Annotated in this window: 13 protein-coding genes and 1 tRNA gene; 6 read left to right on the top strand and 8 right to left on the bottom strand. The window is 68.4% G+C overall.

Features of this window, described 5'->3' with window-relative positions:
* Positions 1-82 precede the first annotated feature (82 nt).
* Complete coding sequence (locus tag WYO_RS31050) at positions 83-487, top strand: hypothetical protein (protein WP_128755046.1); 405 nt, start codon at positions 83-85, stop codon at positions 485-487.
* An 11-nt stretch (positions 488-498) separates the two neighbouring features.
* On the opposite strand, the gene WYO_RS31045 is transcribed toward WYO_RS31050, so the two are convergent.
* The 3 genes from WYO_RS31045 to WYO_RS18070 all read right to left on the bottom strand — a co-directional run bounded on the left by WYO_RS31045 (position 499) and on the right by WYO_RS18070 (position 1470).
* On the bottom strand, positions 499-765 hold the full coding sequence (locus WYO_RS31045) for a hypothetical protein (protein WP_128755045.1): 267 nt from the start codon (positions 763-765) through the stop codon (positions 499-501).
* A gap of 12 nt (positions 766-777) precedes the next feature.
* A complete protein-coding gene (locus WYO_RS32030; RefSeq protein ID WP_007565123.1) occupies positions 778-1056 on the bottom strand; it encodes a hypothetical protein in 279 nt (92 codons plus the stop codon).
* A gap of 201 nt (positions 1057-1257) precedes the next feature.
* Positions 1258-1470 (bottom strand): hypothetical protein, encoded by a 213-nt coding sequence (locus WYO_RS18070; RefSeq protein WP_007565121.1) that lies wholly within the window; start codon positions 1468-1470, stop codon positions 1258-1260.
* Positions 1471-1600: 130 nt separating this feature from the next.
* Here WYO_RS18070 and WYO_RS18065 point away from each other — a divergent pair, with 130 nt between their 5' ends.
* Genes WYO_RS18065 through WYO_RS32210 form a run of 3 tightly spaced genes read left to right on the top strand, consistent with a single transcriptional unit; the run spans position 1601 to position 3020 of the window.
* The gene (locus WYO_RS18065; protein ID WP_007565119.1) at positions 1601-1858 is read left to right on the top strand and encodes a hypothetical protein; all 258 of its coding nucleotides are present in this window, start codon (positions 1601-1603) and stop codon (positions 1856-1858) included.
* 5 nt (positions 1859-1863) lie between these two features.
* Complete coding sequence (locus WYO_RS32215) at positions 1864-2571, top strand: hypothetical protein (RefSeq protein WP_007565117.1); 708 nt, start codon at positions 1864-1866, stop codon at positions 2569-2571.
* A gap of 2 nt (positions 2572-2573) precedes the next feature.
* On the top strand, positions 2574-3020 hold the full coding sequence (locus tag WYO_RS32210) for a tyrosine-type recombinase/integrase (protein ID WP_348270294.1): 447 nt from the start codon (positions 2574-2576) through the stop codon (positions 3018-3020).
* Here the strand turns inward: WYO_RS32210 and WYO_RS18055 are convergent.
* Positions 2980-3055: transfer RNA gene (locus WYO_RS18055), tRNA-Glu, on the bottom strand. The two genes, WYO_RS32210 and WYO_RS18055, sit on opposite strands and share 41 nt — an antisense overlap.
* 104 nt (positions 3056-3159) lie before the next feature.
* Here WYO_RS18055 and WYO_RS18050 point away from each other — a divergent pair.
* Together WYO_RS18050 and rpoH are read left to right on the top strand one after the other, a co-directional pair.
* Positions 3160-4143 carry an RluA family pseudouridine synthase gene (locus WYO_RS18050; RefSeq protein WP_047170868.1) on the top strand — a complete coding sequence of 328 codons (984 nt, stop codon included), beginning with the start codon at positions 3160-3162 and terminating at the stop codon, positions 4141-4143.
* 259 nt (positions 4144-4402) lie between these two features.
* On the top strand, positions 4403-5296 hold the full coding sequence (rpoH, locus tag WYO_RS18045) for an RNA polymerase sigma factor RpoH (RefSeq protein ID WP_007565114.1): 894 nt from the start codon (positions 4403-4405) through the stop codon (positions 5294-5296).
* Between the two features lie 52 nt (positions 5297-5348).
* Here the strand turns inward: rpoH and WYO_RS18040 are convergent, their stop codons facing one another.
* The 4 genes from WYO_RS18040 to WYO_RS18025 all read right to left on the bottom strand — a co-directional run bounded on the left by WYO_RS18040 (position 5349) and on the right by WYO_RS18025 (position 9731).
* A complete protein-coding gene (locus WYO_RS18040; protein WP_007565112.1) occupies positions 5349-6740 on the bottom strand; it encodes a hypothetical protein in 1392 nt (463 codons plus the stop codon).
* A 284-nt stretch (positions 6741-7024) separates the two neighbouring features.
* Entirely contained in the window at positions 7025-8317 is a 1293-nt protein-coding gene (locus WYO_RS18035) for an adenylosuccinate synthase (protein WP_007565110.1), read from the bottom strand.
* A gap of 142 nt (positions 8318-8459) precedes the next feature.
* Complete coding sequence (locus WYO_RS18030) at positions 8460-8792, bottom strand: hypothetical protein (protein WP_007565107.1); 333 nt, start codon at positions 8790-8792, stop codon at positions 8460-8462.
* Between the two features lie 81 nt (positions 8793-8873).
* Positions 8874-9731, bottom strand: coding sequence for a D-amino-acid transaminase (locus WYO_RS18025; RefSeq protein WP_007565106.1), 858 nt, complete (start codon positions 9729-9731; stop codon positions 8874-8876).
* Between the last annotated feature and the right edge of the window lie 14 nt (positions 9732-9745).

The raw sequence follows: 9745 nt of genomic DNA, 5'->3' as shown, positions 1-9745 counted from the left end.
AAGCCACCCGGTCAGGTCACCCTGTCCGGATCGCCCGAGTTGCGCCAGCGCACATGCGTGCCGCGCCAGAAATAGCGGCGACATGAGCACGCGCACTTGGATGCGAGCGACCAAAGGCATGCAGCCCGATTCTGCAGGCGTTCGCGTTGCCCTTTGTCTGTTTCGTCATTGCTGCAAGAAATATGGTCAGCGCTGCAATGAAGAGAGAAACGGAAATCCAAAGCAGAACTTTGGATATGATCTCAATCATCGAGCCGCGGCTCCAAGCGTAGTCGGCGCGCCCATCAACGCCGGCTTGCATCTCAGAAGCAATCCGAACGCCTACACCGATCGCAAGCCGTCGAGGTTCAGCGGCAAGCTAGACCGGCTGCCTTACACCGCGATGTCGGGACTGTTTCATCTGCAATCGCGCCTGTCCAATCCACCCGTTGGCGCCTTGCGCCGCCGAGTGATTGGTTCCGAGTTGAGCCGCAGGATGGAGGCATGATCGCGCGCAGTTCACCGACTTGTCGCAGGACCGTCCAGCGAGGATGGTCCGCGCGGCGCGATATGCTTGAGCGGAGCATCGGACCAGTTCTGGCCCGGCTGGGGCATTGCCCACGCCAGAGCTGCGATGGCGGCCAGACAGAAGCCAACGCACAGCATCGATGCCACGATCTGACCGGCCGGTGCAGGCTGGTGCCACGCGCGCTCCACCAGGACGGAACCAGCGGCCCAAGTCGCGATAATGAGCAGTGGGAGAAGGCCAAACAGCAGCGAGTTCATCGGCCAGCCCCTTTAGTGACTGACGAATTGGACGAACGCGCTGATATCAAGGTCTTCGTGCAAGGGCTGTACGAAGTCATCTCGTTCGCTGAGATGTTTGCCCTCTGCAGCCCCTTCGTGCGCGGGCAGGTCTTGCCGCGCCACTACCGTGCTTGCTGTCCCGAGGAATGCGAGCCCCAGGCAAGCAAATCCAAGGACTTTCACGCGGCGGGAGGGATCTCGAAACGTTCGTTCATGAGCCAGCAGCTCGTAGGCTGCGACCCGAGTTGCGGTGGCATAGTAGCTAAGCATGATGCCCTCCGTCCGACCCGCGGAAGTGCGGGCTCAGACGAAGGACTAAGCGGTCCGACCTACAGGGCGATGTCCTGCGTGTTGCAGGAGAAATCTGGAGCGCCTGAACCAGCAACAGCCGCCATATGCCGCGCGATCGGCTTTGAGCGGGCACCGTGCTCGCCGACCCCGTTGGAGAACCGCAGCGCCGCCGAGCGTGTCTCAGACGCTGATGTCGACTGCACGCTTCTGCGAAGCGGGGAGGTCGCGGCTATTCTCTTGCAGCTGGAGGATCCCGCTGTCCGGCTCGGGGACCGCAACCGTTACGGTATGAAGGCCCGGCCTGTGTTCGATCGCGGCTTCGGCTCTCGCCGTTTGCATCATCTCCGTCGCCCGCACGATGCCGACGGTATTGATCGAGGTGGTGATCGTCATGGTTCGAGCCTCCCCAAAGATGAGCTCAGCACGGAACCGATGACCGTCCGGTTTCGCCGGAGCGATCAACTTTACGGAACGGCGGCGATCTGGTTTTCGCGATCGGTGCGTGGGGTAAGAGGGCAGATCGATGCGTGAGCATCACGACGATGCCGCACGGCTTCTGCCCTCCCCTCGGATCGAGGTGAGCCCACGGCGAGGCCTACGTCGGGAGGAATCGGCCCGGTACGTCGGGGTCAGCGCTTCGAAGTTCGACGAGATGGTTCGCGACGGCCGGATGCCGAAGCCGAAACGCATCGACGGCTGCGTGGTCTGGGACCTGCGGCGCCTGGACTTGGCATGGGACGCCCTCGGCAGCGATGATGGCGCCTCCAATCCGTGGGATTGAGCTCGTTGGTCAGCATCGACCTGCCATTCGTCATTGCCGACACCGACCGGCATGGGAACGTCCGCTACTATTTCCGGCGGCGCCCGGAGAAGAAGGTGCGCCTGCGGGGCAAGCCGGGCTCAGCTGAGTTCGAGGCGTCCTACGCGAAAGCCCGCGACCGGCAGCCTACGCCCCAGACCGAGCGGCGCGTCCGGCCGGCCAACGGATCCTTTATCAACGTGTCGCAGCGGTACTACGCGGCCCACGCCTACACGAAGCTCGATGCCTCGACGCAGGGCTGGCAGAAGCGTGCGCTCGACGAGATCGCCGCCAGCGACAAGGGCGCAGCTCCGCTCGCGATGATGCAGCCGCGGCACATCCGGCGCAGGCGGGACGCGAAGGCCGAGACGCCGGCCGCCGCCAACACCATGCTCAAGGCGCTCCGGGCGATGTTCCAGTGGGCGATGGAAGAGGAGATCGTCGACGCGGATCCGACCCGGGACGTGAAGCGGGTTCAGTACGTCACCAAGGGGCACCACACCTGGACCTTGGACGAGGTCGACAAGTTCGAGCGTCGGCACCCGGTCGGGACGAAGCCGCGCCTGGCCTTCGCGCTGCTGCTCTTCACGGCCTGCCGGCGGGAAGATGCGCCACGCCTGGGCCCGCAGCACATCAGCGGCGGCCGGCTCCGATATGTCCAGGCGAAGAACGAGCACCGCAAGCCGATCTCCTGAACGTGCCGGTGTTCCCTGACCTCGCCGAGGCGATCGCGGCGGCGCCGAGCACGCATCTGACCTTCCTCGTCACCGAGTACGGGAAACCGTTCTCGACGCTGGGCTTCGGCAACCGGTTCCGCGAGTGGCGCAACCAGGCAGGCTTACCGCACTGCTCAGCCCACGGGCTGCGCAAGGCGACCTCGGCGCGACTGGCCGAGCGGGGCTGCACGCCGCACGAAATCATGGCCGTGACGGGCCACCAGACGCTCGAGGAGGTGGAGCAATATACCCGGGAGGCCCAGCGTGCGGGGCTCGCTGACAGGGCCTGGGAGCGCTACGCCAAGGGGCAGCGAGGTCCCACCGCGGAAGCGAGTTCGGGTCCCACTTCCACTAAGTCGTTGTCAGAGCTTGCTGAAAATGCGCCGGTGGCGCTCCCAAGGGGAATCGAACCCCTGTTTTCGCCGTGAGAGGGCGACGTCCTAGACCGCTAGACGATGGGAGCTTTCCGGCGGCGCCCGGGTGCTATAGCCACGCCCCGTCGGGGGAGCAAGGGGCTTCTTTCGAGATTCCGTATGGATCGGTGCGGATGAGGCACGGATAGAGGTCGTGGTGGACGCATTGGACGAGGCGCGGGTCGGGATCGTCGCGGACGGAGGGATCCGGCTCGACCGGGCGCTGGTGGCCTTGTTCCCGGACCTGTCCCGGGCTCGGCTGCAGGATCTGGTGCGCGACGGGCGCGTGACCCGGGACGGGACCCCGGTGCGCGATCCCTCCGCGAAGGTCGCGGCCGGCGCGCAGATCGTGCTGGCGGTGCCGCCGCCGGCGGATGCGGAACCCGCGGCCGAGGCCGTCGACCTGGCGATCGCCTATGAGGACGACGACCTCGTGGTCATCGACAAGCCGGCGGGCCTGGTGGTCCATCCGGCGCCGGGCCACGAGAGCGGGACCCTGGTCAACGCGCTGATCGCCCATTGCGGCGCGAGCCTCTCGGGGATCGGCGGCGTGCGCCGGCCCGGCATCGTCCACCGGCTCGACAAGGATACGAGCGGCCTGATCGTCGTCGCCAAGAACGACGCGGCGCACCAGGGCCTGACCGCGCAATTCGCCGATCACGGGCGGACGGGGCCGCTGGAGCGGGCCTACGCGGCCCTGGTCTGGGGTATCCCGCACCCGCGCACGGGGACGATTCAGGCCAGCCTCGCCCGCTCGCGGCACAATCGGGAGAAGATCGCCGTGGTCTCGGACGAGTCCGGGCGGCACGCGGTGACCCATTACACGGTCGCCGAGACCTTTCCGGAGGTCTCGCTGGTGCGCTGCCGCCTGGAGACCGGGCGGACCCATCAGATCCGGGTGCACCTCGCCCATCGCGGCCACCCGCTCCTTGGGGATCCGGTCTATGGCGGCGCGTTCCGCACCAAGGCGGCGCGGCTGTCGGCGCCGGCGCGCGACGCGCTCACGGCCCTGGGGCGGCAGGCCCTGCACGCGGAACTGCTGGGCTTCAGCCATCCGCGCACCGGGGAGACCCTGCGGTTCGAGAGCCCGATCCCGCCCGACATCGCCGTGCTCATGGACACGCTCGCGAAAGCTTGAGCCACGATTGTCGGGCAGGAAACCGAATCCGCGCCGCGTGCGAAAGATCACGCCGGGCCGCGTCACATCGTGACATGGTACGACCATTCGGCCGGTCGCGCGTTGATGGCGACGTGGGTGTCCCCAACCGCTACCGGTCCATCCGACTTACCCGTATGACATGGGTGGCCGGGAGGGTCGGCTCAAGAGCGGCCCCAGTGGACGGCACTGTTGCCCGTCGCGTCCGCCCGTCAGGGGGACCAGAGTCCAGGAGAATGCCATGGCCGGTACGCTACCCGTGCTCGCCAATGAAGGTGGCCTCTCGCGCTACCTCGACGAGATCCGCAAGTTCCCGATGCTGGAGCCGACGGAGGAGTTCACGCTGGCCAAGAGCTGGCGGGATGCCGGCGACCGTGAGGCCGCGCATCGGCTCGTGACCTCGCACCTGCGCCTCGTGGCCAAGATCGCCATGGGCTATCGCGGCTACGGCCTGCCGATCGGCGAGGTCGTGTCCGAGGGCAATGTCGGCCTGATGCAGGCGGTCAAGCGTTTCGATCCCGACAAGGGCTTCCGCCTGGCGACCTACGCCATGTGGTGGATCAAGGCGGCGATCCAGGAATACATCCTGCGCTCGTGGTCGCTCGTGAAGATGGGCACCACGGCGAACCAGAAGAAGCTGTTCTTCAACCTGCGCAAGGCGAAGGGGAAGATCTCAGCGCTCGACGAGGGCGACCTGCGCCCCGATCAGGTCAAGCAGATCGCCACCCGTCTCGGTGTGCCCGAGCAGGACGTGATCGACATGAACCGGCGCCTGTCCGGCGACACGTCGCTCAACGCGCCCCTGCGCGAGGAGGGCGAGGGCGAGTGGCAGGACTGGCTTGTCGACAATGCCCCGAGCCAGGAGACTGTGCTCGCCCGCGAGCAAGAGGGTCAGAACCGCCTCTCGGCCCTGCGCGACGCGCTGGGCGTCCTCAACCCGCGCGAGCGGCGCATCTTCGAGGCGCGGCGTCTCGCCGAGGATCCGATCACGCTGGAGGACCTGTCCGGCGAGTTCGGCGTCTCCCGCGAGCGCGTCCGGCAGATCGAGGTCCGTGCCTTCGAGAAGGTGCAGGAAGCGGTCAAGCGCAACATCGCCAACCGTGAGCTGCCGCGCACGGGCATCGAGGCCCACTGATCGACCGATCCGACGCGTCAGGGTACGCGCCGGATCCGGTCACCTGCGGCGCTTACTGCCAGGCGTCGAAGGCGTTCTGCATGACCTGTGCGCCGGCGCTGCCCTTCTCGAAGGTCAGCACGGCCCGCTTGCCGGAGGTGTAGCGCACCGCCAGATCGAACCAGTTGCGGTGGAGCAGCAGGTCGGTGTTGCGGTCGACGTCGTTCTGAAGCGACGATAAGCCGATCAGGAAGAGGTTGTCCCGGACCCGGACCGGCAGGCCGGAGACCGGAGACCCGCGGCCATTCTCATCGTCCTTGGCCTGAAGCAGGCCGACATCCTGCACCGTCCGGGCGCCATCCCCCGACTGGCTGAAGGCGAGACTGACCGTGTGCGACGCCGGGAGCGTCGCGTCGAGGTTGCGCTGGATGGTCATCACCAGCGTGAGGCCGGCATCCGGGATCGTCACGGTCGCGACGACGGCGTTCTGGAGGGGCTGACCCTGCTCGCCATTCACGGTATCCAGCCGCCACGTCACCCGACCGGTGGTCTTGGTCGGCTGCGCGTTGTCGGCGCCCGTCCCCTCCTCGATCAACTCGGCCCGCTGCGCGACCGACAGGTTCGGCTGGGCCGGCGTCGGGGCGACCTTCGCGGGAGCCGTGCCGTCCTGGCGGGCCGCAGAGCGCGGCGCCGGTGCCGCCTCGCCACCGACCCGATCGCCGAACTTGCTCTCGCTTTCCGTCGGCTGAGAATCCGCCGTCTCGGTGCCGTTCGCCGGCAGGGTCTGGGGCCGGTCGCGGAGCATGAAGGCGGCCACGGCGATCAATCCGATCACCACCGCCAGCACGGAGCCCACGAAGACGTTGCGCAGGATGTGCGAGCGGCCCGAACGCGGCGGGACCACCTCGATGCGCGGTCGCTGGCGACCATTGCCGGCCTCGCCGGCGGACGCGCCCAGGTCGGGATCCTCGTGGTCGAGGGTCGGATCGGGACTGGCCGGCGCCTCTTCGGGCGCGGAAGCCTGGGTCGCCCCCGGTCGCGGCGACGAGATGGCGATCGGCGCCTCGCGCGGCTCGGGCTCCGGCTCCACCCGCGCGAAGGGCGGCTGGGCGGCGGGGAGGACCGGCTCCGGGGCGGGACGGAGCGGCGGTTCCGCGGCCACGGGTTTCGGCGGCGACGGCTCCGGGATCTCCGGCGGTGCAGGCGGGTGCGGCGGCTCGGGGACCACGGCCGCGTCGTTGGCCGGGGCCGGAAGGCCGCCGTGATCGACCTCCAGCCGTTCGATCGCCGTGTCGAGGGCCCGGCGCTCGAGGTCGATATCGGCTTCCGAGAGCGGGGGATCCAGCGAGCGCAGCTGGCTGATCAGGGCGTTCCGCGCGCGGTCGTAGACCGCCTTGCGCAAAGCGGGCGATCGGTCGGGCAGCGCATCGAGGGCGCGTGCCAGAAGCGGGTAATAATCGGCCATGTTGCCCTGGTCCGCCCCTTCGGCCGCCGCCCGGCAGGACCGGTCAAAGGCCGAGGGCCGACAGCCCTGCCCGCCCCCGAGGTCGGTCACGGCCGTCGGCCGATGTGTCGTGTGCCCGCCGCGCGGATCGGCACCCGCGAGCCGGTTCCTCCAAAGTCGCGCGGGGCGGTCGATCCCAGGGATCGCCGTCCCGCCATAGGCTGGTTCTAGATCAAGCGGACGCGGGCTGGATACAGGCCGAACAGCAGAAAAGATGCGTCATCAACGGGATAGGATGCCCGCCCTCAATCCTCGAAGGGATTGTGCATCAGAATGGTGTCGTCGCGCTCCGGCGAGGTCGACAGCAGCGCCACCGGCGCTCCGATCAGTTCCTCGATCCGGCGGACATACTTGATCGCCTGCGCCGGCAGGTCCGCCCAGGACCGGGCGCCCGCCGTCGTCTCGGACCAGCCCGGGATGGTCTCATAAATCGGCTCGACCCGGGCCTGGGCCGCCTGGCTTGCCGGCAGATGGTCGATCGTCTGACCGTCGAGCTTGTAGCCGGTGCAGACGCGGATCTCCTCGAACCCGTCCAGGATGTCGAGCTTGGTCAGCGCGATGCCATGGATGCCGGAGGTTCGCACGGTCTGGCGCACCAGCACGGCGTCGAACCAGCCGCAGCGCCGCTTGCGGCCCGTGTTGACGCCGAACTCACGCCCGCGGGCGCCGATGGTCTCGCCGATCTTGTCGTGCAGCTCGGTGGGGAACGGCCCCTCGCCGACCCGGGTCGTGTACGCCTTGGCGATGCCCAGCACGTAGCCGATCGCGCCCGGGCCGAGGCCGGAGCCCGTGGCCGCCTGGGCGGCCACGATGTTCGAGGACGTCACGAACGGATAGGTGCCGTGGTCGACGTCGAGCAGCGCGCCCTGCGCGCCCTCGAACAGGATGCGCTTGCCGGCCCGACGCTGGTCGTCGAGCAGCGACCAGACTGTGTCGGCGAAGGGCAGGATCTTCGGCGCGATCGCTGTCAGCTCGGCGAGAAGCGCCTCGGCATTCACTTCCTCGATGCCGAGGCCGCGCCGGAGCGCGTTGTGATGCGTCAGCACCCGCTCGATCTTGGCCGGGAGCGCGTCGATATCGGCGAGATCGACCACGCGGATGGCGCGGCGGCCGACCTTGTCCTCGTAGGCCGGCCCGATCCCGCGCTTGGTGGTGCCGATCTTGAGGCCCGCATTGGCGGTCTCGCGGAAATGATCGAGCTCGCGGTGCAGCGGCAGGATCAGCGTCGCGTTGTCGGCGATCCGCAGGGAGGCCGGCGAGACCTCGACGCCCTGCGCCTTGATCCGCTCGATCTCGTCCACGAGGTGCCAGGGATCGACCACGACCCCGTTGCCGATCACCGAGAGCTTGCCGCCGCGCACCACGCCGGAGGGCAACAGCGCCAGCTTGTAGGTCACCCCGTCGATGACCAGCGTGTGGCCGGCATTGTGGCCGCCCTGAAACCGGACGACGATGTCGGCTTGCTCGGAGAGCCAGTCGACGATCTTGCCCTTGCCCTCGTCGCCCCATTGGGCGCCTACAACGACGACGTTGGCCATGCCTGCCTACTCACCCGCGACGGGAACCGGGACGGAGCCGCCCGCGGGCGCGGGCTGCGTACGTCGTGTGCCGTTTCCGCGATCCGGGCCACGAAATCAAGCAAGGCTGCCGCATGGCGGCCCGCTCGATCGCGGCGCCCGGTTATTTCGCCTCGGTACCGGGATCGCGGCCGGGCAGTTCCTGCGGCTTGATCACGGGCGTAGAGCCGGTCTCGTCCGGCTTCATGACGGTGCCCGTGGTCCCGGTCTCCGGCGGCTTGATCACGCCGTCGTTCTTCTGGAGCTTGTCGCTGAGCGACTGGTCCTTCGGCGGCGCGTCGGCGCTCGGACGGACGCGATCCGGCGGTGTCTGGGTCGACGGCGGCAGAGCCGGGTCGGTATCGCGCCCCTTCAGCGGCGCGTCCGGGTTCTGGGCATAGGCGGGGACAGCAAACAGGGCCGCCGCGAAAGCAGCGAGCAGGATCTTCCTCGACAAGACTGGTCTCCCCTCTTGGAACACGTGTTCCGAGAGCAACAGCCAGGTGCCGGATCCGTTCCTGTCCGCCGCGGGCGGGGCTCAGCCCTGACGGGCGGCCTCGATGTAGAGTTCGCGCAGGCGCCGGGTCAGCGGACCGGGGCGCCCTTCGCCGATCGACCGGCCGTCGATCTCCACCACCGGCATCACGAAGGCGGAGGCGCTTGTATAGAACGCCTCCTGGGCCTCGTAGGCCTCAGCCACCGGGATCAGCCGCTCCTCCACCCGCAGGTCGGCCTCGGCGGCGAGCTTCAGCACGGAGGCGCGGGTGATGCCGGGCAACAGGGCGGTGGAGAGCGGCCGGGTCACGAGCACGCGCTCGCGGCTGACGATGAAGGCGGTGGACGAGGAGCCTTCGGTCACCGCTCCGTCCTCGACCATCCAGGCCTCGGCGACCCCGGCCTCGGCGGCCTGCTGCTTGGCCAGCACCTGGGCCAGCAGCGCCACCGACTTGATGTCCCGGCGCTTCCAGCGGAGATCCTCGACGGTGATCACCCGGGCACCGGATTCCGCGAGCGGGTTGGCCAGCACAGTCTTGGCCTGCGTGAACATCATCACGGTGGGCTCGGTCCCGGCCTTCGGGAAGGCGAAGTCCCGCTCGGCCACGCCGCGGGTGACCTGCATGTAGACGAGCCCTTCGCGGACGCCGTTGCGGGCGACGAGCTCGGTCTGCAGCTTCTCCCAACCGGCCGCATCGTGCGGGTTGCGGATCCCGATCTCGCCAAGCGAGCGATCCAGGCGCGCCAGATGCGCGGCGTTGTCGACGAGCTTGCCGTCGATGATCGCCGAGACCTCGTAGATCCCGTCGGCGAACAGGAAGCCGCGATCCATGATCGGCACGCGCGCCTCCTCGAAGGGGAGGAACGCGCCGTTGAGGTAGACGATGCGGGGAGCGGTCACGGATTGCCTTCCTG

The organism is Methylobacterium sp. GXF4 (assembly GCF_000272495.1).
Lineage (GTDB): Bacteria > Pseudomonadota > Alphaproteobacteria > Rhizobiales > Beijerinckiaceae > Methylobacterium > Methylobacterium brachiatum.
Note: the sequence above shows the minus strand (reverse complement) of the source record. Positions and strands in the feature narration are given on the sequence as shown.

Coding starts and splice junctions, on each gene's coding strand:
- WYO_RS18065 (WP_007565119.1), top strand. CDS start 1,601: ATGCGTGAGCATCACGACGATGCCGCACGGCTTCTGCCCTCCCCTCGG.
- WYO_RS18040 (WP_007565112.1), bottom strand. CDS start 6,740: ATGGCCGATTATTACCCGCTTCTGGCACGCGCCCTCGATGCGCTGCCC.
- WYO_RS31050 (WP_128755046.1), top strand. CDS start 83: ATGAGCACGCGCACTTGGATGCGAGCGACCAAAGGCATGCAGCCCGAT.
- WYO_RS31045 (WP_128755045.1), bottom strand. CDS start 765: ATGAACTCGCTGCTGTTTGGCCTTCTCCCACTGCTCATTATCGCGACT.
- WYO_RS18035 (WP_007565110.1), bottom strand. CDS start 8,317: ATGGCCAACGTCGTCGTTGTAGGCGCCCAATGGGGCGACGAGGGCAAG.
- rpoH (WP_007565114.1), top strand. CDS start 4,403: ATGGCCGGTACGCTACCCGTGCTCGCCAATGAAGGTGGCCTCTCGCGC.
- WYO_RS32030 (WP_007565123.1), bottom strand. CDS start 1,056: ATGCTTAGCTACTATGCCACCGCAACTCGGGTCGCAGCCTACGAGCTG.
- WYO_RS18070 (WP_007565121.1), bottom strand. CDS start 1,470: ATGACGATCACCACCTCGATCAATACCGTCGGCATCGTGCGGGCGACG.